General features: G+C 75.3%; 22 protein-coding genes. 15 read left to right on the top strand and 7 right to left on the bottom strand.

Features of this window, described 5'->3' with window-relative positions; translation table 11 throughout:
• The first annotated feature begins 214 nt into the window (after window positions 1-214).
• Together HH311_RS01885 and HH311_RS01890 are read left to right on the top strand one after the other, a co-directional pair.
• Window positions 215-565 carry a bifunctional 3-phenylpropionate/cinnamic acid dioxygenase ferredoxin subunit gene (locus tag HH311_RS01885; RefSeq protein WP_169181878.1) on the top strand — a complete coding sequence of 117 codons (351 nt, stop codon included), beginning with the start codon at window positions 215-217 and terminating at the stop codon, window positions 563-565.
• Entirely contained in the window at window positions 562-1,788 is a 1,227-nt protein-coding gene (locus HH311_RS01890; protein WP_169181879.1) for an FAD-dependent oxidoreductase, read from the top strand. The genes HH311_RS01885 and HH311_RS01890 overlap by 4 nt, the downstream gene beginning before the upstream one ends.
• A gap of 14 nt (window positions 1,789-1,802) precedes the next feature.
• Here HH311_RS01890 and HH311_RS01895 read toward each other — a convergent pair whose 3' ends face one another.
• Window positions 1,803-2,459, bottom strand: coding sequence for a GntR family transcriptional regulator (locus tag HH311_RS01895; protein ID WP_312029968.1), 657 nt, complete (start codon window positions 2,457-2,459; stop codon window positions 1,803-1,805).
• Between the two features lie 60 nt (window positions 2,460-2,519).
• Between HH311_RS01895 and HH311_RS01900 the strand changes: the two genes are divergently transcribed.
• On the top strand, window positions 2,520-3,899 hold the full coding sequence (locus tag HH311_RS01900; protein WP_169181880.1) for an L-serine ammonia-lyase: 1,380 nt from the start codon (window positions 2,520-2,522) through the stop codon (window positions 3,897-3,899).
• Here the strand turns inward: HH311_RS01900 and HH311_RS01905 are convergent.
• Window positions 3,896-4,354 carry a helix-turn-helix domain-containing protein gene (locus tag HH311_RS01905; protein WP_169181881.1) on the bottom strand — a complete coding sequence of 153 codons (459 nt, stop codon included), beginning with the start codon at window positions 4,352-4,354 and terminating at the stop codon, window positions 3,896-3,898. The two genes, HH311_RS01900 and HH311_RS01905, sit on opposite strands and share 4 nt — an antisense overlap.
• Before the next feature lie 91 nt (window positions 4,355-4,445).
• Between HH311_RS01905 and HH311_RS01910 the strand changes: the two genes are divergently transcribed.
• The 5 genes from HH311_RS01910 (at window position 4,446) to HH311_RS01930 (ending at window position 8,153) form a co-directional block, all read left to right on the top strand.
• Entirely contained in the window at window positions 4,446-5,042 is a 597-nt protein-coding gene (locus HH311_RS01910) for a dihydrofolate reductase family protein (protein ID WP_169181882.1), read from the top strand.
• Between the two features lie 42 nt (window positions 5,043-5,084).
• Window positions 5,085-5,468, top strand: a complete 384-nt coding sequence (locus HH311_RS01915) for a TIGR03618 family F420-dependent PPOX class oxidoreductase (RefSeq protein ID WP_169181883.1) — start codon at window positions 5,085-5,087, stop codon at window positions 5,466-5,468.
• 77 nt (window positions 5,469-5,545) lie between these two features.
• Entirely contained in the window at window positions 5,546-6,244 is a 699-nt protein-coding gene (locus HH311_RS01920; protein WP_169181884.1) for a response regulator transcription factor, read from the top strand.
• Window positions 6,241-7,734, top strand: a complete 1,494-nt coding sequence (locus HH311_RS01925; RefSeq protein WP_169181885.1) for a HAMP domain-containing sensor histidine kinase — start codon at window positions 6,241-6,243, stop codon at window positions 7,732-7,734. Before HH311_RS01920 ends, HH311_RS01925 begins: the two co-directional genes overlap by 4 nt.
• A 41-nt stretch (window positions 7,735-7,775) precedes the next feature.
• Window positions 7,776-8,153, top strand: coding sequence for a DUF1707 domain-containing protein (locus HH311_RS01930; RefSeq protein ID WP_169181886.1), 378 nt, complete (start codon window positions 7,776-7,778; stop codon window positions 8,151-8,153).
• Window positions 8,154-8,200: 47 nt separating this feature from the next.
• On the opposite strand, the gene HH311_RS01935 is transcribed toward HH311_RS01930, so the two are convergent.
• Window positions 8,201-10,189 (bottom strand): glycosyltransferase family 39 protein, encoded by a 1,989-nt coding sequence (locus HH311_RS01935; RefSeq protein ID WP_312029879.1) that lies wholly within the window; start codon window positions 10,187-10,189, stop codon window positions 8,201-8,203.
• 213 nt (window positions 10,190-10,402) lie between these two features.
• Between HH311_RS01935 and HH311_RS01940 the strand changes: the two genes are divergently transcribed.
• From HH311_RS01940 to HH311_RS01960, 5 genes are all read left to right on the top strand, one after another.
• Window positions 10,403-10,834, top strand: coding sequence for a hypothetical protein (locus HH311_RS01940; RefSeq protein ID WP_169181887.1), 432 nt, complete (start codon window positions 10,403-10,405; stop codon window positions 10,832-10,834).
• 141 nt (window positions 10,835-10,975) lie between these two features.
• Window positions 10,976-11,602: a hypothetical protein gene (locus HH311_RS01945; RefSeq protein ID WP_169181888.1), complete on the top strand. Its 627-nt coding sequence runs from the start codon at window positions 10,976-10,978 to the stop codon at window positions 11,600-11,602.
• Window positions 11,599-13,020 (top strand): ferredoxin reductase family protein, encoded by a 1,422-nt coding sequence (locus tag HH311_RS01950; RefSeq protein WP_312029880.1) that lies wholly within the window; start codon window positions 11,599-11,601, stop codon window positions 13,018-13,020. The genes HH311_RS01945 and HH311_RS01950 overlap by 4 nt, the downstream gene beginning before the upstream one ends.
• An 8-nt stretch (window positions 13,021-13,028) precedes the next feature.
• Complete coding sequence (locus HH311_RS01955) at window positions 13,029-13,550, top strand: FMN-binding protein (protein ID WP_248291989.1); 522 nt, start codon at window positions 13,029-13,031, stop codon at window positions 13,548-13,550.
• On the top strand, window positions 13,547-14,314 hold the full coding sequence (locus HH311_RS01960) for an FAD:protein FMN transferase (protein WP_211189470.1): 768 nt from the start codon (window positions 13,547-13,549) through the stop codon (window positions 14,312-14,314). The genes HH311_RS01955 and HH311_RS01960 overlap by 4 nt, the downstream gene beginning before the upstream one ends.
• A 16-nt stretch (window positions 14,315-14,330) precedes the next feature.
• Here the strand turns inward: HH311_RS01960 and HH311_RS01965 are convergent, their stop codons facing one another.
• The 4 genes from HH311_RS01965 to HH311_RS33035 form a co-directional block, all read right to left on the bottom strand.
• Entirely contained in the window at window positions 14,331-14,954 is a 624-nt protein-coding gene (locus tag HH311_RS01965) for an SDR family NAD(P)-dependent oxidoreductase (RefSeq protein WP_169181890.1), read from the bottom strand.
• Entirely contained in the window at window positions 14,951-16,165 is a 1,215-nt protein-coding gene (locus HH311_RS01970) for a thiolase family protein (protein WP_169181891.1), read from the bottom strand. Before HH311_RS01970 ends, HH311_RS01965 begins: the two co-directional genes overlap by 4 nt.
• 90 nt (window positions 16,166-16,255) lie before the next feature.
• Entirely contained in the window at window positions 16,256-17,335 is a 1,080-nt protein-coding gene (locus tag HH311_RS01975) for a putative sulfate exporter family transporter (protein WP_169181892.1), read from the bottom strand.
• On the bottom strand, window positions 17,332-17,511 hold the full coding sequence (locus tag HH311_RS33035; protein ID WP_169181893.1) for a hypothetical protein: 180 nt from the start codon (window positions 17,509-17,511) through the stop codon (window positions 17,332-17,334). The genes HH311_RS01975 and HH311_RS33035 overlap by 4 nt, the downstream gene beginning before the upstream one ends.
• 647 nt (window positions 17,512-18,158) lie before the next feature.
• Between HH311_RS33035 and HH311_RS01985 the strand changes: the two genes are divergently transcribed.
• Together HH311_RS01985 and HH311_RS01990 are read left to right on the top strand one after the other, a co-directional pair.
• On the top strand, window positions 18,159-19,088 hold the full coding sequence (locus tag HH311_RS01985) for a TauD/TfdA family dioxygenase (RefSeq protein ID WP_169181894.1): 930 nt from the start codon (window positions 18,159-18,161) through the stop codon (window positions 19,086-19,088).
• 82 nt (window positions 19,089-19,170) lie between these two features.
• The gene (locus HH311_RS01990; protein WP_169181895.1) at window positions 19,171-19,581 is read left to right on the top strand and encodes a VOC family protein; all 411 of its coding nucleotides are present in this window, start codon (window positions 19,171-19,173) and stop codon (window positions 19,579-19,581) included.
• Window positions 19,582-19,616: the final 35 nt, after the last annotated feature.

Below are 19,616 nucleotides of genomic sequence, written 5' to 3' on the forward strand. Positions count from 1 at the left end.
ACCACCGGCCGCCGACCCTTGACACGGGGAGCCGTCTCTCCCACTGTTGGCGTTGCGCATTGAGCATCGCAGTGCACATTCCGCAACGATGCTCTCGGATCATTGATGTTCTCGGGCACGCCGAGTCTCCCCGCGTGCACCCCTGTCAGTTCTGTGTCCGGACGAGGCTCGACGCCGAGGCCGCCCGTCCGCACCGCGTCTCCTGGAGAGAGACATGATCCGTCTCTGCGACATCGACGAGATCCCCGACGGCGAGGGCCTCCGCTGCACCGGACCGACCCCGGTGGCCGTGTTCCGCACCGGCGACGAGGTGTTCGTCCTCGACGACGCCTGCAGCCACCAGGGCGCCTCGCTCTCCGACGGCTACCTCGAGGAATGCTGGGTGGAGTGCCCCCTGCACGAGGCCTTCTTCTCGCTGCGCACCGGCGAACCCAGCGGCCCGCCGGCCAAGCGCCCGGTGCGCACCTACACCGTCCTCGTCGCCGACGGCGTGGTGTGGGCCGACCTCGAACCCGCGTCGAACCCCGACCCCGTCCCGGCGAGCCAGGAATGGGGCGTCGCGTGAGGACCGTCGCCGTCGTCGGCTCCTCCGTCGCCGGGACCGGGGCCGCGCGGGCGCTGCGCCGCGCGGGGTTCGACGGCCGGCTCGTGCTCGTGGGGGACGAGGCCCACGCGCCGTACGACCGCCCGCCGCTGTCCAAGGGGTTCCTCGCCGGCACGCTCGGCGAGGCCGACCTCGCCCTGCTCGATCCCGACGACGAGGCCGACCTCGCCCTCGAGCTGCACCTCGGCACGCGGGTCGACCACCTGGACCCCCGGGCTGGGCGGCTGGGGCTCGCCGACGGGCGCGAGCTCGCCGTCGACGGCGTGGTCGTGGCCACCGGGGGCCGGGCGCGCCGGCTGCCCGGGACCGGGGACACCGCCGACGGGGACACCGTCGAGACCCGGGGCGTGCACGTCCTGCGCACCCTCGACGACGCGCTCGCCCTCGGGGCGGCGCTGCGTGCCCGGCCGCGGGTGGTCGTCGTCGGCGCCGGGTTCCTCGGCGCCGAGGTCGCCTCCACCTGCCGCGGGCTGGGCTGCCCGGTGACCCTCCTCGACGCGGCGGCGCTGCCGCTCGCCCCGGTGCTCGGCGAGCGCGTCGCCCGCTGCTGCGCCGAGCAGCACGCCGACCACGGCACCGACGTCCGCCACGGCCGGTCGGTGGCCGGCCTGCACACCGCACCGTCCGGCCGGGGCCGGCGGGTCACCGGCGTCGAGCTCGACGACGCCACCGTGGTCCCCGCCGACGTCGTCGTCGTGGGCGTCGGGATCACGCCGAACACCGAGTGGCTGGCCGGGTCCGGGCTGCGGTGCCGCGACGGCGTTCGCACCGACGCGGGCCTGATGACCGACCTCCCGCAGGTGGTGGCCGTCGGCGACGTCGCCCGGCACGACGTCGAGGGCCCGGCGGGCACCGTCGGGACCTCCCGCCACGAGCACTGGACGAGCGCCGGCGAACAGGCCGACGTGGCCGCCGCGAACCTCCTCGCGGGGCGCACGCTCGTGACCTTCCGGCCCTCCGGGTACTTCTGGTCGGACCAGTACGGGCGGATGCTCCAGCTCGCGGGCCGTCCCGGACCCGGCGACCGCGTGGAGGTCGTCGACGGCGACCTCGCCGACCGGATCTTCACAGCCCGCTACCTCGACGGCGCGGGCACGACGACGGCCGTGCTCGGCCTGGGCAGCCCCCGCGCCTTCGGGAGGCTGCGCCGCGCCGAGCTCGGGAGGGTCAGGCAGCCGGCATGACCGGCATGACCGGCTCAGGTCACCGCGCGGATGGCCTTCTCGAACCCGACGACGTGCTCGTGGGCCAGCGTCGCCGCGAGCTCGCCGTCGCCGTCGGCGATCGCGCGCAGCAGGCCCACGTGCTCGCCGACGTGCCGGTCGAAGCCCGGCATGCGGTCGAGGAAGAGGCAGAAGATGCGCGTGGCCAGGTTGTCGTAGCGCACCAGGGTGTCCTCGAGGTGCGGGTTCCCGGCGGCACGGTAGATCGACCGGTGCACCCGCATGTCCCAGCGCATGAGCTCGTCGCGGGAGAGCGCGGCGACGTCGAGCCCGGCCGTGGCCTCGGCGAGCTCGGCGAGCCCCTCGCGCAGCGAGGCACCACCCGCGCCCTCGGCGGCGCGCCGTGCGGCGAGCGGCTCGAGCGCCACCCGGATCTCCGAGACGTAGGCGAGGTCGGTGATGTCGACCGCCGTCGCGAAGGTGCCCCGCCGCGGGTAGGAGACGACGAGCCGGTCGACCTCGAGCCGCTTGAGCGCCTCCCGCACCGGCGTGCGCCCGACCTCGAGGGCCTCGACCAGCGCGAGCTCGTCGACGGGGGCCATCGGCGGGATCTCGAGCATGATCAGCTTGTCCTGGATCGCCCCGTACGCCCGCTCGGCGAGCGAGGTGGGGGGCGACTCCTGCGCGGGCACCGTCACCCCGTCAGCCTACCCGCTGACTGATATATCAGCCATCTCCCGTGGGGGTGTCCCATGACCGTCTCGGTGCTCGACCTCTTCACGGTCGGGATCGGCCCGTCGAGCTCGCACACGGTGGGGCCGATGCGGGCCGCGTACCGGTTCGCCACCCGGCTCTCCGACGAGGCCCTGCTCGAGGAGACCGCCAGCGTGCGGTGCGAGCTCCACGGCTCGCTCGGGGCGACCGGGCTCGGCCACGGCAGCGTGCCCGCCGTCGTGCTCGGGCTCGCCGGGGAGCAGCCGCACCTCGTCGACCCGGCGGTCATCGACCCCGCGGTCGAGCTCGTCCGCGCCACCGGTCGCCTGCTCCTCGGCGGGAAGCGGGAGATCGGCTTCGTCGTGGACCGGGACGTCGTGCTGCGCGGGGACGTCCGACTCCCCCACCACAGCAACGGGCTCCGGTTCACCGCGACCGACGCGGCGGGCGCGGTCCTCGCCCGCCGCGACTACTTCTCCGTCGGCGGCGGCACGGTGCTCGACGAGGACGAGGTCACGACGACGACCGCCCCGGACCCCGGTCCCGACGTCCACCCCTTCCCGACCGCCGACGCCCTCCTCGCCGCGACCCGCGCCACCGGCCTGTCGATCAGCGGCGTCGTCCTCGCGAACGAGCGCGCCCGGCACGGCGAGGACGCGACCCGGGCGCACCTGCTCGCCGTCCGCTCGGCGATGCGCGGGTGCATCGCCCGCGGCACCACGACGGAGGGCGTCCTCCCGGGCGGGCTGCGGGTCCGGCGCCGGGCGGCCGCACTGCGCCGGCGCCTCGAGGAGGAGGCCCCGCCGGCCGACCCGCGGCACGCCATGGAGTGGGTGACCCTCGACGCGCTCGCCGTCAACGAGGAGAACGCCGCGGGCGGGCGGGTCGTCACCGCGCCCACCAACGGCGCCGCCGGGATCGTGCCCGCGGTGCTGCACCACGCGGCCCGCGTCGTGCCCGGCTTCGCCGCCGACCCCGACGACCACGCGGTCCGCTTCCTGCTCACCGCCGGGGCGATCGGGCTGCTGCTCAAGCGCAACGCCTCGATCTCCGGCGCCGAGGTCGGCTGTCAGGGCGAGGTCGGCTCCGCCTGCTCGATGGCGGCCGCCGGGCTCGCCGAGCTGCTGGGCGGCACCCCCGAGCAGGTCGAGAACGCCGCCGAGATCGGCATCGAGCACCACCTGGGCCTCACGTGCGACCCCGTCGGCGGCCTCGTACAGATCCCCTGCATCGAGCGCAACGGCGTCGCCGCGGTCACCGCGATCACGGCGGCGCGCATGGCCCTGCGCGGGGACGGGACCCACCGCGTCTCGCTCGACACCGCGATCCGCACGATGCGCGCCACCGGCGCGGACATGTCGACGAAGTACAAGGAGACCGCCCGCGGCGGGCTCGCCCTGACGGTGGTGGCCTGTTAGGTGCTCTCCGCGGCACCGGGCCCGGGGAGCACGTCGACGTCGCCGGCGTGCATCGGCTGCCCGCAGTGGGCGCATCGCAGGTCGACCCCGCTGATCTCGCCGCACGCGTGGTGGCGGTAGAGCACCGGGGCCCCGGCCTCGCCCGCGAGCCACTTGTCCCCCCAGCCGACCATGACCATGAGCAGGTCGACGAGCTCGGTCCCCTTCTCGGTGAGCCGGTACTCGTAGCGCGGCCGGTTGTCGTAGGCGTGTCGCTCGAGGACGCCCTGCTCGACGAGGTGGTGGAGCCGCTCGGCCAGCACCTTGCGCGAGATCCCGAGGTCGGCCTGGAGCTGGTCGAACCGGGTCATCCCGACCCAGATGTCGCGCAGCACCAGCGGCGACCACGGCTCGCCGACGACGTCGAGGGTCCGCGCGATGGAGCACGCCATGTCCCCGAAGCTCGTGCGTTGCATGGCACCACCCTACGCATCAGGGTTCCCTTAAGGAACTCCAGTGCGCTACGGTTCCCGAGTCTCTTCAAGGAACTCCGAAAGGACCATGGTGATGAGCACGGTCTTCAGTGCCCTGGCGGTGTCGGTCGACGGCTACATCACCGGGCGCGACCCGGGCGACGGCCGCGGCCTGGGCGACGGGTCGATGCTGTTCGACTGGTACTTCGACGGCGACGTGTCCAGCGCGGTCGTCGACGGGTTCCGGCTGAGCGCTCCCAGCGCCCGGGTGTTCGACGCGCTCGCGGAGCGGGTCGGCGTGTCCCTCGCGGGTCGCCACACCTACGACGACTCGGGCCGGTTCGGTGACGACGGCTCCCCGCACCCCACCGCCCCGCTGGTCGTGCTGAGCCACCGGCCCGTACCGGCGATGGGTGGCCGCCAGACGCTGGTCACGACGGGCATCCACGACGCGGTCGCGGCGGCCCGCGAGCTCGCCGGGGAGAAGGACGTCGCACTCATGGGCGGCGACGTGGTGACCCAGGCCCTGGCCGCCGGACTGGTCGACGAGCTCGTCCTGCACCAGGTGCCGATCCTGCTCGGCGCCGGCCGCCCGTTCTTCCGGGAGCTCCCCGAGCACGTCGCGCTGCGCCTGATCGAGGCCGAGCCCGCGCCCGGCGTCACCCACCTCCACTACGCCGTCGAGCGCTGACCCCACCCGCCCGCACCGCCCCCACGACACAGGAGAACCCCGATGATCGACCCCGACGTCCGCCGCCACCTCGACGCCACCCCGCTGGCCCACGTCGCCACCGTCGCACCCGACGGCGCCCCGCACTCGGTCCCGGTCTGGGTCGGAACGCACGCCGACCGGATCGCCTTCCTCACCGGGCCGCGCTCGCGCAAGGCCCGCAACCTGCGCCACGACCCGCGGGTGGCGCTGTCCCTGACCGCCACCGACGACCCGTTCACACCCGTCGTCGTCCGGGGACGCGTGGTCGAGTGGCTCGACGGTGACGCCGCCTGGGAGATCGCCGACGAGATCGCCCGGAAGTACGTCGGGGCCTCGTACCCGCGTGGCGAGGAGCGCGTCGTCGCCCTCGTCGAGCCCGAGCACCAGCGCCTCGGGGTCGGGTGAGCCCGAGGCGAGAATCCGGTGAGAATCTCGGCCTCCCGGCCCCCGTGCCCCCGGGCGGCGCACCCGGTGCGGGCACGATGGTCGTCGTGCCGCAGCGCGTCCTGGTCGCCGACGACGACCGCGCCATCCGTGAGTCCCTCGCCCGCGCCCTCGAGCTGGAGGGCTACGAGACCGTCCCCGTCGTCGACGGCGTCGAGTCGCTGACCCGGATCCGCCAGGAGTCGTTCGACGCCCTGGTCCTCGACGTGATGATGCCCGGCGTGGACGGGCTCGCCGTGTGCCGCGTCCTGCGCGCCGACGGCGACCGCACCCCGGTGCTCATGCTGACCGCGCGCCAGGAGACCGCCGACCGCGTCGCGGGCCTCGACGCCGGCGCCGACGACTACCTGCCCAAGCCCTTCGAGCTCGACGAGCTGCTCGCCCGGCTGCGCGCGCTGCTGCGGCGCGCGTCGTTCGCGGCGCCGGACGACGACCGCGGCGGGCTGCGGGTCGGACCGCTGCACGTCGACCCGGCCGCCCGGCGGGCCTGGTGGGCCGAGGAGGAGCTCGCGCTCTCGAAGACCGAGTTCGACCTGCTCGAGCTGCTCGTGCGCAACGAGGGCATCGTCCTCGACCACTCCACGGTCTACGAGCGCATCTGGGGCTACGACTTCGGCGCCGACTCGAAGAACCTCGCGGTCTACATCGGCTACCTGCGCCGCAAGCTGACGACCGCGGGTGCGCCGTCAGTCATCCACACCGTGCGCGGCGTCGGGTACACGCTGCGCCGGCCGTGAGCCTGCGCGCGCGGTTCGCGCTGGCGTTCGCGCTGGTCAGCGCGGTCGTCGCCGGGTTGGTGGGGGTGCTCAGCTACCACGCGGTCGCGGACCGGACCACGCAGGCCAACGACACCACGCTCACCGCCGCCACCACGGCCCTCGCCGCGGGCCAGACCGGTGTCCTCGGCTCCGCGACGCCCCCGGCCGACGACGACGGCGGCGGCGGACCGCCGCGCGGGGACCGGAGCCGGGGCGACACGCCCGGCCGGTTCCAGATGCTGATCGGCCGGCGGATCGCCGCCGACGGCACCGTGACGGTGCTCGGCGGGCGCCCGGTGGTGCTGCCCGTCACCGACGCCGCCCGCGGGGTGGTCGGGGCCGCGGCGGCCGGCCGGACCGACACCACCGAGCTCACCGTCGGGCGCGACGACTACCGGGTCCTGACGACGTCCCTCGGCGGCGGCACCGGCGCGCTGCAGGTGGCGATGGACGTCGACCTGTCGAACCGGCTCGTGCAGGGAATGGCCAACGAGATCACCGTCGTGAGCCTCGTCGTGCTGGTGGTCGCGGCCGCCGTCGGCTGGCTGCTGGCCGGGCGCATCACCCAGCGCCTGGTGCGGCTGACCGGGCTGGCCGAGCAGGTCAGCGCGCGCGGCGGGGTGTCGGGTCCCGACGTCGAGGCCCTCGGGACCCCCGTCGAGGGTCACGACGAGGTGGGGCGGCTCTCGGCGTCGTTCCGCACGATGGTCGAGCGGCTCGCGAGCTCGCGGGAGGCGCAGGACCGACTCGTCCAGGACGCCGCCCACGAGCTCCGCACGCCGCTCACCAGCCTGCGCACCAACGCGAGCGTGTTGCGGCGCTTCGCCGAGCTCTCCCCCGCCGCCCGCGAGCGGCTCGTCACCGACGTCCAGGGCGAGACCCGCGAGCTCTCCCAGCTCGTCGACGAGCTCGTCGACCTCGCGCTCTCCGGGCACACCGAGGAGCCCGAGGAGGCGGTGGCCCTCGCCCCGCTCGCGGAGCGGGTGGCCGACCGCGTGGCGCGCCGCAGCGGGCGGGAGATCGTCGTCGACGCCGACGACTCGGTGGTGCGCGGCTACCGGGCGAGCCTGGAGCGCGGCGTCGGGAACCTGCTCGAGAACGCCGCCAAGTTCGACGGCGACTCCGGCGAGCCGGTCGAGCTCCGCGTCCGGGCCGGCACGACGACGGTCCGCGACCACGGGCCCGGCATCCTCCCGGCCGACGCCGACCGCGTCTTCGACCGCTTCTACCGCGCCGACGCGGCCCGCGGGCTGCCCGGCTCGGGGCTCGGGCTCGCGATCGTGCGCGACGTCGCCGAGCGGCACGGCGGCGCCGCCTTCGTGACGACGCCGTCGGGCGGTGGTGCGTGCGTCGGGTTCGGGGTGGCGACCGACCGGCTCGTGGCCGACGACGCGCCGGACGGGGTCGAGGCCCCGCCGGCGCCCGAATCCTCACCGGATTCTCGTGGAGCAGGACCGCCGCGCGGGTGACGATGGCGCTGCCACCACCGTCGAGCTGCTGGGAGTCGCCGATGTCCGGACCGGATCGGGGGACGCGTGCGTCGGATGCCGAGCGGGAGGCCGTCGTCGTGCGGCTGCACGCGGCCGTGGGCGAGGGCCGGCTGACCGCCGACGAGGCCGGCGACCGCATGGCCGCGGTCTACGCCGCGCGGTACCGGGAGGAGCTGGCCGCGCCGGTGGCCGACCTCCCGGGCACCGGAGCGGCCGCGTCGGGCCCGCCGTCGTGGGAGGCGCTGTGGGCGCTGCTGCTGTGGCGGGCCCGCGTCGTGCTCGACGGCCCGCAGGCGGCGCAGCCCGGCGCGCGGCAGGAACGGGTCGTGGCGGTGCTCGCCGGGCTGGCCGTGCTGTGGACGGTTCTCTGGGTGCTGCTCGGCGCCGTCGTGGCGTGAGCACGCCCCCGGGGCGCGTGAGGCGCCCCGGGGGCGTGGTCAGCCGCTCAGGCGAGGGGCCGGCCCAGGTCGTAGACCGTGCGCCCGCCGACCGTCGTCGACGTGAAGTGGCTCGTCACCCAGGCCGTGATCTGGGCGGAGGCGCCGTCGCCGGACCGCCCGCCGCCCCCGTGGTCGTCCCCGCCGGTGACGAAGTACCGGATCTGGCCGGTCGCCACGTCGGCCTGGAACTGCGCCAGGGTGGGTGCGGGATCGCTGCCGATGAATCCGCCGACCGACATCACCGGGGTGTTCGACGCGAGCTGGAGCGGCGCGGCGCTCATCGCCCCGACCGCGGCCGCCGACCAGCGGGTCCCGGCCTGCGCGAGCAGGGCGACCAGGGCGGGCGGGGCGCTCGCCTGGTCGCCGTCGCGGTGTCCGCCGGCGTCGCCGAGCGCGATCTCGGTGCCGCCGCCGGGCCGCAGCGCGGTCTCGGCGGTCGCGGTGGTGGTCGCGCCCAGCGCCCCGACCAGCGCGACCGTCACCACGGTGGCCCCGAGCGCGCGCAGGGGCCGGCGGACGACGGCCGGGGTGAGGAGCGCGATCCCGCCCAGGACGGCGAGCCCGGCGAGCGTCCAGCCGAGGACCGGGAGCCAGTCCGACTGGCCCATGACCACCGCGCTCCAGACACCGGTCCCCGCGACGGCGAGGGCGAGCACGACCCGGGCGCCGAGCTCGGCGCGGTGGCGCCACAGGATCGAGGCGCCGCCGGCGACGGTCATCGCCAACCCGGGCGCCATGGCCACCGTGTAGTACGAGTGGATCATCCCGCTCATGAAGCTGAACACCACCGCGTGGACGAGCAGCCAGGTGCCGCCGAGCAGGAGCAGGCCCCGGGACCGGTCGGTGCGCGGTGCCCGGCGGGTCCACCACAGCCCCGCCACCAGCAGCAGCAGGGCGGCCGGCAGGAGCCACGAGGCGTTGTTCGCGAACCCGCTGGTGAACAGCCTCGTCAGCCCCGGGCTCTGGTTGGTGGGCCCGCCGCCGCCGAAGCCGCCCGCGGGGCCGCCGGCGCCGCGGAACGGCATGCCTGCGCCGGGGGCGCCGCCCGCACCGCCGCGGGGGCCGCCGCCACCCGAGCCACCCGAGCCGCCCGAGCCACCCAGGATCCGCGAGGCACCGTTGTAGCCGAACGCGAGCTGGAGCAGCGAGTTGTCGGTCGACCCGGCGATGTAGGGCCGGTCCGCGGCGGGCCAGAGCTCGACCAGCAGCACGTACCAGCCCGCGGAGACGACGAGGGCGGCCACCGCGGCGACGAGGTCGAGGATCCGCCGGCGCAGCCGGGTCGGCGCGACGACCAGGTGGACCAGGCCCAGGGCGGGCACGACGAGCATGACCTGCAGCTGCTTGGTGAGGAACCCGAACCCGACGGCGACACCGGCGGTGACGAGCCACCAGGTGCCGGCCCGGCGTCCGGCGGCCTCGACCGCGCGGGTGGTGGCGTACCCGGCGAGCACCAGGACGAGCACGAGGAGGGCATCGGGGTTGTCGTAGCGGAACATGAGCGCCGCGATGGGGGTCGCGGCCAGCAGCGCCGCGGCCCCCAGGGCGGTGCGCGGCCCGGACCAGCGCCGCACGGTGGCGTACACCAGCCCGACCGAGACCACCCCCATCAGCGCCTCGGGCACGAGCATCGACCAGGACGAGAACCCGAAGAGCCGACCCGAGAGCGCCATGACCCACATCGCCGCGGGGGGCTTGTCGACGGTGATGGTGCCGGGCGCGTCCAGTGCGCCGAACAGCCACGCCTTCCACGACTGCGTCCCGGCCTGCACCGCCGCCGCGTAGAACGTGTTGGCCCACCCGTTGCCGGCGAGGTCCCACAGGTAGGTGACCGCGGTGAGCACCAGGAGACCGAGCAGCGCGGGGCGGGCCCAGCGCGGGTCGTCGGGCCGCCCGCGCAGGAGTCGTCGGGCCCGGCCCGGGCGTGGTGGATCGGACGTCGCCGCGGCGACGCCGCGGGGAGAGGCGGGTCCGGTCTCGGTCGTGGCGGTCACGGAGGTGCTCCCGAGGGTGGGTGATCAGGTCGTCGGGCCGCGAGCGTCGGCACGTCGCCTGGCGGATTCCTCAGTGCGACCTGTGAGCGGGATGGGGAGGCGCGCCGCGGGACCCGGTTCTCACCGAGCTCTCACCCGCGCCACGTCGGACTCTGACCGAACCCGGGAAACCCGGTACTCCCTGACGCCCGTCCAGACTCCCCGGAGGACCACATGACCGACCTCGCCGCCCGTCCCCGCGCCGCCACCACCCCGGCGCTGCGCGCCGTCCAGGCCCTCGCGGTGCTGACCGTTCTCGAGCTGGCGTGGCAGTTCGCCACGGCGGGGGAGATGGTCGGGCGGTCGCACAGCCGCGGCGCCCACGAGCTGCACTCCGCGGGCGCGATCGTGCTCCACGTCCTGACCGGGCTGCTGACGATCGCGGCCGTGGCCTACTGGCGGGGGCGCGGCGCGCCGCTGTGGCCCGCCGTCCTCGCCGCCGTCGTCTTCGTCCTCACCTTCGTGCAGGCCTACCTCGGCGACGACGAGACCCTCTACCTCCACGTCCCCGGGGCGCTCGTCCTCACCGTCGGCAGCGTGTGGGTGCTGGCGTGGTCCTTCACGCCCGGTGCCCGCGTCGTCACCGGCTCGCGGCACCACACGTAGCCCGGGCGCCGTTCTTACCGATCTCCGAACCGCGCCACGTCGGTGCATTACCGGCCGCGGCGATCGTGGACCTCACCCGATCGACGACCCGCCGGCGCCCCGCCGGGCCCGGGAGGTCGACCCGCACACCCGAGGTGAGCGATGAGCCGCGAGGACGACTCCCCCACTCCCGCCGACGACGCCGCGGCGCAGGGCCGCACGGTGGCCGAGGGCCACGAGGAGGCGCCCGCGCACAGCGGTTCCCGGTGGGAGCCGCAGACCGGGACGTCCGAGGCGGCCGCGCCGGACCAGGACGGGCCGGACCAGGACGCGCCGGACCAGGACGCGCCGGACCAGGACGCGCCGGACCAGGACGGACGCACCGAGCAGGCCGTCACGGCCGAGGGCGCCCCGGCGGCCGCCGCGGGCACCACGTGGTGGCACCACGAGGCCCCCGCTCCCGCCCGGCCCCGGCGACGCGGCCTGCGGGTCGCGGCCGGCGTCGGCGCCGCGGTGGTGCTGGCCGGCGGCGGGTTCGCCGTCGGCCACGCGGTCGGCGACTCCGGGCCCGACGGCGGCCCGGACGGCGGCCCCGGTGCCTCCGTCGGGCGCCACCACGACCACGACGGCGGGCTCGGCGGCTTCGGTGGCCGGGGCCAGACGGCGCCGGGCCAGGGCCAGACCGGTCAGGGCCAGACGACGCCGAGCCAGGGCCAGACCGGGCAGGGCCAGACCGGGCAGAACACCTCCGCGAGCACGAGCGCGATCCTCGGCGGGCTGTTCACGTGACCGCCCTGACCGACCGCCCCACCGCGCGCGGGACGGTCTCCGGGACCGGCGCCGCGCACCGTCGGGACCGCCGTTCCCCGCTCGCCGCCCGGGACCGCTGGATCCGGACGGCCGCCGAGGCGCTCCTCGTCGTCGGGCTCACCCTCGTGACGTTCTGGTGGGCGACCGGCGGCGGGCTGACCGACCTCGGTGGCTGGGCCTCCGGGCTCACCTCGCTCGGCCGGCTGACCGGGCTGCTCGCGACGGTGCTGCTGCTCGCGCAGGTCCTGCTCATGGCGCGGGTCCCGGCGCTCGAGCAGGCGTTCGGGCAGGACCGCCTCGCGGCCGCGCACCGGCTCGTCGGGTTCACGTCGTTCACCGGGATGATCGCCCACGTCGGGCTCATCACCTGGGGCTACGCGGCGGGCGACCTGCTGGCCACCCCGGGCGAGCTGTGGGACCTGACCACCACCTACCCGGGCATGCTGCTCGCCGTCGCCGGGACCGCGTGCCTCGTCCTGGTCGTCGTGACGAGCGTGCGGGCGGCGCGGGTGCGGCTGCGCTACGAGTCGTGGCACCTGTTGCACCTCTACGCCTATCTCGGGGTCGGGCTCGCGCTGCCCCACCAGCTCTGGACCGGGCAGGAGTTCCTGGCCTCGACCGCGCGCACGGTGTTCTGGTGGACCGCGTGGGCACTGACGGCGGCCGCGGTGCTGGCCTTCCGCGTCGGGCTGCCGCTGTACCGCTCGCTGCGCCACCGCGTCGTCGTGACCTCGGTGGTGGGAGAGGGCGACGGCTGCGTGTCGGTCTACCTGACCGGCCGCCACCTCGACGAGCTCGGCGCCGCCGCGGGCCAGTTCCTCCAGTGGCGCTTCCTGACCCGCCGTGGCTGGTCGCGGGCGCACCCGTACTCGCTCTCGGCGGCCCCCGACGGCCGCAGCCTGCGGATCACCGTCAAGGACCTCGGCGACGGCACCGCGGAGGTCCCCGGCCTGCGCCCCGGCACCACGGTGCTCATCGAGGGTCCCTACGGCCGGCTCACGGCCCGCGCCCGTACGTCCGACCGCGTCGCCCTGATCGGCGCCGGTGTCGGGATCACCCCGCTGCGGGCGCTCGCCGAGGACCTCGACGCCGACGTGGTGGTCCTGCACCGCTTCCGCCACGAGCCGCTGTTCGCCCGCGAGTTCGCCGTCCTCGCCCGGGAGCGCCGGATCGGCCTGGTCCCCCTCCCCGGGCGGCGGCGCGGCCCCGACTCCTGGCTCGGCACCGGGGTCGGGCCGGTCGACGACCTCACCGCCCTGCGGGCCCGCGTCCCCGACATCGCCGAGCGCGACGTCTACGTCTGCGGTCCCGGGCCCTGGACCGAGCAGGTCCGGCGCACCCTCCACGCGGCCGGGACCCCCACCGACCGCATCCACACCGAGACCTTCGGATGGTGAGACCACCCATGCTCCCCGCCGGCTTCGACCGCGGCGCCCGCCGCATCGCGCTCTGGGGGCTGACGACCGTCAGCACCGTCGTCCTGCTCTTCTCCTACCGCACCTCGACGTCCTCGGCGCTCCCGACCGCGGCCGGGACACCGAGCACCGGCACCGCCACGACGGGCACCTCCGCCGCCCCGAGCACCACCAGCACGACCGGCACGACCGGCACCACCAGCAGCGGGACCGCCACGAAGAACAGCACCTACACCGGCACCGTCACCGGGGCCGCCGCCGACACCCGGTGGGGCCCGGTGCAGGTGAAGGTGACGCTCGCGAGCGGGAAGATCACCGCGGTCGACGTCGTGCAGGAGCCCGACTCCAACAACCGCGACCAGGAGATCAACGCCGAGGCGGTCCCGCAGCTGGTCTCCGAGACCCTGCAGGCCCAGAACGCGCAGATCGACATGGTCAGCGGCGCGACCTACACCTCCGAGGGCTACGTGCAGTCGCTGCAGAGCGCGCTCGACCAGGCCGGTGTCGCATGACGACGGCCGTGGTCCCGGTGGCGCGGCGGGTGGAGCACGTGATGGGGATGCCTGTCAGCCTGGCGCTGCGCGGCCTCCACACCGACGACGACGTCGCCGACGCTGCGTGGGCGGCGGTGCTGGCGAGCCTGCGCGAGACCGACCGGGTGTTCAGCACCTACCGGGACGACTCGGTCGTCGCCGCGATCCGCCGCGGCGAGCTCGCCGTCACCGACGCCCCCGCGGTCGTCGGTGAGGTCCTCGCGCTCGGCGCCCGCGCCACGCGGGCCAGCGACGGCGCGTTCTCGGTGTGGCGCCCCGGACCCGCCGGCCACCCGGTGCTCGACCCGAGCGGGGTGGTCAAGGGCTGGGCGCTCGAGCGGGCCGCCGCCGCGCTGCACGCCCTGCCCGGCACCGACTCGTGTGTCTCCGCGGGCGGGGACATGGTGTGCCGGTCACGCTCGGGGCAGCCGTGGCGGGTCGGGATCGAGGACCCCCACGACCCCACCCGGGTGCTGGCCACCGTGGAGATCACCGACGGCGCGGTGGCGACCTCCGGGGCCGCGCACCGCGGCGCGCACCTGGTGGACGCCCGCACCGGGGCCGTCCCGGGCAGCGTCGCGCAGGTGACGGTGGTGGCGTCGTCGCTGACCGACGCCGACATCGACGCCACCGCCGCCTACGCCCTGGGTGCCCGCGCCGCGCAGTGGCTCGGGCAGCGCGTCGGGCGCAGCGGCCTGGTCGTGTGGGCCGACGGCACCACCACCACGGTCCCCGCGCGCTGAGCCGTCGGGGGCCTCGTCACGGGCCGACCGGCTCCCCCACGAGCACCTCCTCGACCCCGCCCTCGACCGCGTCGAGCGCCTGCGAGGCCACGTGCTCCGCGGCGGTCGCCGGGACGTCGAGGTGCACCCCGACCACCTCGGTGCCCTGGCCGCACAGCTCGGCTCGCGCCGACCCGGTGAACGACCAGGCCGCGGCCTCGGCGGCCCGGCCCGACCCCGTGGCCGGGGAGCTGGGCCAGGACGGTGCCGGGAGCACCGTCACCGCCGCCCCGCCGCCGTTGCGGGCCAGGACCGGCGCGAAGGCCCGGAGCACCGTCACCGGTCCCCAGAAGGTGGTCTCCATCTCGGCCCGGGCCCACTCGGGATCGCCGGACAGGAGGGTGCCGTTGCCGCCGAGCCAGGCGTCGTTGACGACGAGGTCGACGTCGCCCGCGCGCTGCGCCGCGGCCCGGACGGTCGCCGGCTCGGTGACGTCGAGGAGCAGCGGCACCACCCGGGGATCCTGGTGGGCGACCGTCCGCGGGTCCCGCGCCCCGGCGTAGACGGTCGCGGCGCCCCGGGCGAGCAGCGCGTGCACCAGACCGGCCCCGAGACCGCTGGCGGCGTCGGTGACCAGCGCCGTCGCCCCCGGGATCCTCACCGGTCCAGCCGCTCGACGATGGTGGCGTTGGCGGTGCCGCCGGCCTCGCACATCGTCTGCAGGCCGTAGCGACCGCCGGTCTGCTCGAGCACGCCCAGCAGCGTCGTCGCGATCCGCGCGCCCGACGCGCCGAGCGGGTGACCGATGGAGATGGCGCCGCCGTTGATGTTGGTCCTCGCCGGGTCGGCGCCGGTCTCGGCGAGCCAGGCCAGCACGACCGACGCGAACGCCTCGTTGACCTCGAACGCGTCGATGTCGTCGATCGCCAGGCCCGCCCGGGCGAGGACCTTCGCGGTCGCCGGGATGATGCCGGTGAGCATGTAGACGGGGTCGTCGCCGGTGACGGTGGCGGTGTGGATGCGGGCGCGCGGGGTCCAGCCGCGGGCCGCGGCGATCTCGGAGGTCGTGACGAGCAGGGCCGCGGCACCGTCGTTGTAGGGGCTGGCGTTGCCGGCGGTGACGGTCCAGTCGATGTCGCCGAACCGGTCGGTCCAGCGTGTGTCGGCGAACGGGGTCGGGAGCGTCGCGAGTGCCTCGGCGCTGGTCCCGGGACGGATCGTCTCGTCGGTCTCGAGCTGCGCGACCGTGCCGTCGGCCCGCGTCGTCTTCAGCGGGGCGACCTCGGCGGCGAAGCGCCCGTCGGCCCACGCCGCCGCGGCCTTCCGGTGGCTGGACAGCGCGAACTCGTCGAGCTGGGCGCGGCCGAGGCCCCACCGGCGGGCGATGAGCTCGGCGCTCACGCCCTGCGGGACGAGGCCCGGGGTGTAGCGGTCGCGGACCGACGGGCCGGTCACGTCCTGCGCGACCCCGTTCACCTCGGTCTGGCTGCCGATGCGGATGCGCGACATCGACTCGACGCCCGAGGCGATGGCGATGTCGTACCCGCCCGCGACGACACCCTGCGCCGCGAACGACAGCGCCTGCTGGCTCGACCCGCACTGCCGGTCGACCGTCACGCCGGGGACCGACTCCGGGAAGCCGGCCGCGAGCGCGGCGAACCGCGTGGTGTTGCCGCTCTGCTCGCCGACCTGCCCGACCGCGCCGCCGATCACGTCGTCGACCTCGCCGGGCTCGAGACCGGGCACCCGCTCGACGAGGCTGCGCAGCACGTGGGCGTGCAGCTCGACGGGGTGGGTCTCGGAGTACGCCCCGCCCGGCTTGCCCTTGCCGACCGGCGTCCGGACGGCGTCGACGATCACCGCGTCCCGCATGACGACCTCCTCGCTGGGCGGACCGATCGGTCCCGGACCGCACGGTCCTCACCGTGCTCCCGTGTGGGGTCGCCGTCAAAGCGAGGTGCGTCACGTGGCGACGAGGACCAGCCCGAGGGAGCACGCCGCCACCACGACGAGCCCGGCAGCGGCCACCACCAACGGCCGCCACCCGGTCCGGGCGAGCTCACGGAGGTCGAAGTTGAGCCCCACCCCGGCGAAGCAGAGCAGGAACGCCCACTTCGAGAGGTTGCCGAGCGAGGTCTTGTCGGCGCCGGAGAAGAACCCGGCCGTCCCGAGCGCGGCGACCGCGAGGAAGCCGAGCACGAACTTCGGGAACGTCGCCCACACGAACGCGACCCGCTCCCGGCCCGTCGTCGCGATCGCGCGCCCGCCCCGGGTCGCCCAGTACGCGGCGTAGACGAGCACCACGACGCCGATGAGCGCGTTGCGGGTGTTCTTCACCGCCACGGCCACGTCCTGCGCGGCCGGCGAGAACGCCGCGCCGGTCGCGGTGGTCTCGGCGGTGTTGTCGACGGCGAGCCCCGCCCAGAGGCCGAACTGCACGTCGGACAGCCCGACGAGGTGGCCGATCGCCGGAAAGCTGAACAGCGCCACCGCGCCCAGGGCGAGGATCGCGGCGATCGAGTAGCCGGAGTCCTCGTCGTCGGCGCCGATCGCCCCGCGGCCGGCGATGATCGCCGAGACGCCGCAGATCGACGTGCCGATGGCGAGCAGCGACGAGAGCTTCCCGCCGAGCCCGAACAGTCGCCCGACCAGCAGGATCACCGTCGTCGCGACCGCCATGTCGACGAGGATCAGCACGAAGGACAGGCCGCCGAGCTTCACCAGGTCGCCGAGCAGGTAGCGCGCCCCCAGCAGGACGATGCCGATCTTCAGCCAGAACTCGTAGGTGGCCACGCCGGGCCGGAAGACCGCCGCGACGCCGACCGTGTTCCGGACGAGCAGGCCGAGCAGGATCGCCCAGAGCACGTACTCGATGTCGGGGAGGCGCGTGCCGGTCGACGCGCCGATCGCGCGCAGCCCGGCCTGCAGCCCGACCCCGACGATCCCGATCACGGCGAGCAGCAGGATGCCCGGGATCGCGCGGACGAGCCCGGAGGGACCGGCCGTGGTGGTGTCGGCGGTACCGACGTCGGTGGTGCTCACTTGATCAGGAACGGGATCGTCGGGAGCAGGCCGAGGCCGGCGAGGACGACGAGGATCCCGGCGACGATCACCGCGATCCAGTCGGCGCCGAGGCGGGCGAGGCCGCCGGGACGCTCGGCCGGGGGCGGGGAACCGGCGGCGGGCCGGGGCGCGGGTTCGGACACGGGTTCGGACACGGGGGACCTCCGGGGTGTGGGCGAGACGGATCGCTCGACACGGCGGTGCCCCGGGAGGCATTCCGGAGGACGACGGCCGAGCGGAGACGGCGCGCACGGTGGGCGCGCGGTCCCGGCGGAACGGACGTCAGCGACAGACGGCGGAGCAGACGCGGCACAGGTCGACGTGGTCACGGGTGACCAACGCGTACCGGATCGCCATGAGCCGGACACAACCACCGGAATCGTCTCCGGTCAAGTCCGTGTGAGGCGGTGCCGACCACCTCCTGGAAATGTCCGGACCATCGAGCCGCGGAATGGCGACGGCGTGATCCCGGCGGCTCCGCTTGTGCCGCCGGGCCGGACGTGCTTCGGTGACGTCGCCGGTTCGTCGAGGAAAGGCACCACGGTCCGCCATGGATTCCACCGCGCGTCGCCGCGAGGCGACCCCGGGCGCCAGCCCGGCCCCGGTGGACCCGGCCCTGACCACGCGCGTGCACATCGATCTCCTGCACACCAGCGCCGCTCTCTGTCGTCGCTGACCGCTCCCCCACGCCGTTCCCACGATTCCGCGGAATCGTCGCCGACGTAGCCCGTCGGGAATCCGCCGCGCGCCCGGGAAATGTCGGGCGCGCCCCTCTCCCGCGCATGGATGAAGGAGTTCCGTCATGACCGTCGGCCATTCCCCGGACACGCGGAAGGTCGCCGGCGCGCTCGGCGCCGAGATCACCGGTCTGCGGCTCGCGCCGGACCTGCCCGACGACGTCGTGGCCTACGTCCGGGCGGCGATCCTCGAGCACAAGGTGGTGTTCCTCCACGGCCAGGACCACCTCGACGACGCGGCCCACGCCGGGTTCGTCCGCCGCCTCGGTCCGCTGACCTCGGCGCACCCGACGATCGCCGGCGGGCTCGACGAGGCCGCGATCCTGCCCGTCGACTCCTCGCGCGGGAACAAGGCGAACGCGTGGCACACCGACGTCACCTTCGTCGACCGTCCCCCGGCGTTCACGACGCTGCGCGCGCAGGTGCTGCCGCCCTACGGGGGCGACACCGTCTTCGCGAACACCGCGCGGGCCTACGCGACGCTGCCGGCGTCGATGCGCGCGCTCGTCGACGACCTCTGGGCCGAGCACTGCAACGACTACGACTACGCGACCTCGCACGCCGTCGTCGCACCGACCGCGGCCACGGCGGAGTACCAGCAGGAGTTCACCGCGACGATCTACCGGACCCACCACCCGGTCGTGCGGGTGCACCCCGAGACCGGGGAGCCGGCGTTCGTGCTCGGACAGTTCGTCTCGCGGTTCCTGGAGGTCAACGGGCAGGACTCGCGGTCGCTGTTCGACCTGCTGCAGCGCCACATCACGCGCCTGGAGAACACGGTGCGCTGGCGCTGGTCGCCGGGCGACATCGCGCTGTGGGACAACCGCGCCACCCAGCACTACGCGGTCGACGACTACGACGACCTGCCGCGGCGCATGCACCGCGTGACGGTTGTGGGCGACGTCCCCGTCTCGCTCGCCGGGCAGCACAGCGTGGCGGTCGCGGGGGACGCGAGCGTCTACGCCGGCCGGGCCGCGGTCCCGGCGGGGGCCTGATCGCGGACGGGACCTGTCCGCCTCCCCTCCTAGCGTCCGTCTCGACGCCCCGAACCCCGGGGCCCGCCGAGAGGACCTCGCCGTGAACCTCGTGTCCGTCCGCCTGATCACCGACGACGTCGCCCGCCTCGTCGCGTTCTACGAGCGGGTCACCGGCGTGGCCGCCGACCGGGCGACCGAGGACTTCGCCGAGCTCCGGACGACGTCGGGCACGCTCGCGATCGGGAGCACCCGCACCGTCGCGCTGTTCGGGGCGGGGGTCGCCGAGGCGGCGGCGAACCGCACCGCGATCGTCGAGTTCCTGGTCGAGGACCTCGACGCCCGGTACGCGGCGCTCCGGACGGATGGCCCCCTCGAGGTCGTCCAGGAGCCGACGACGATGCCGTGGGGCAACCGGTCGCTGCTCCTGCGCGACCCCGACGGCACCCTGGTGAACCTCTTCGAGCCGGTCACCGAGGCCGCGCTCGCGAAGTTCGCCGCGACCCCGCGCTGAGGGGTGCCCGCGCGGCGGGACGCTGTCGGGCCGGC

The sequence above is a fragment of the Actinomycetospora sp. TBRC 11914 genome, assembly GCF_012933465.1.
Taxonomy (GTDB): domain Bacteria; phylum Actinomycetota; class Actinomycetes; order Mycobacteriales; family Pseudonocardiaceae; genus Actinomycetospora.

Excerpts from the sequence above, each read along its gene's own strand:
- HH311_RS01885 (WP_169181878.1), top strand. The coding sequence starts at position 215 with ATGATCCGTCTCTGCGACATCGACGAGATCCCCGACGGCGAGGGCCTC.
- HH311_RS01900 (WP_169181880.1), top strand. The coding sequence starts at position 2,520 with ATGACCGTCTCGGTGCTCGACCTCTTCACGGTCGGGATCGGCCCGTCG.
- HH311_RS01905 (WP_169181881.1), bottom strand. The coding sequence starts at position 4,354 with ATGCAACGCACGAGCTTCGGGGACATGGCGTGCTCCATCGCGCGGACC.
- HH311_RS01910 (WP_169181882.1), top strand. The coding sequence starts at position 4,446 with ATGAGCACGGTCTTCAGTGCCCTGGCGGTGTCGGTCGACGGCTACATC.
- HH311_RS01915 (WP_169181883.1), top strand. The coding sequence starts at position 5,085 with ATGATCGACCCCGACGTCCGCCGCCACCTCGACGCCACCCCGCTGGCC.
- HH311_RS01920 (WP_169181884.1), top strand. The coding sequence starts at position 5,546 with ATGGTCGTCGTGCCGCAGCGCGTCCTGGTCGCCGACGACGACCGCGCC.
- HH311_RS01930 (WP_169181886.1), top strand. The coding sequence starts at position 7,776 with ATGTCCGGACCGGATCGGGGGACGCGTGCGTCGGATGCCGAGCGGGAG.
- HH311_RS01940 (WP_169181887.1), top strand. The coding sequence starts at position 10,403 with ATGACCGACCTCGCCGCCCGTCCCCGCGCCGCCACCACCCCGGCGCTG.
- HH311_RS01945 (WP_169181888.1), top strand. The coding sequence starts at position 10,976 with ATGAGCCGCGAGGACGACTCCCCCACTCCCGCCGACGACGCCGCGGCG.
- HH311_RS01955 (WP_248291989.1), top strand. The coding sequence starts at position 13,029 with ATGCTCCCCGCCGGCTTCGACCGCGGCGCCCGCCGCATCGCGCTCTGG.
- HH311_RS01960 (WP_211189470.1), top strand. The coding sequence starts at position 13,547 with ATGACGACGGCCGTGGTCCCGGTGGCGCGGCGGGTGGAGCACGTGATG.
- HH311_RS01970 (WP_169181891.1), bottom strand. The coding sequence starts at position 16,165 with ATGCGGGACGCGGTGATCGTCGACGCCGTCCGGACGCCGGTCGGCAAG.
- HH311_RS01985 (WP_169181894.1), top strand. The coding sequence starts at position 18,159 with ATGACCGTCGGCCATTCCCCGGACACGCGGAAGGTCGCCGGCGCGCTC.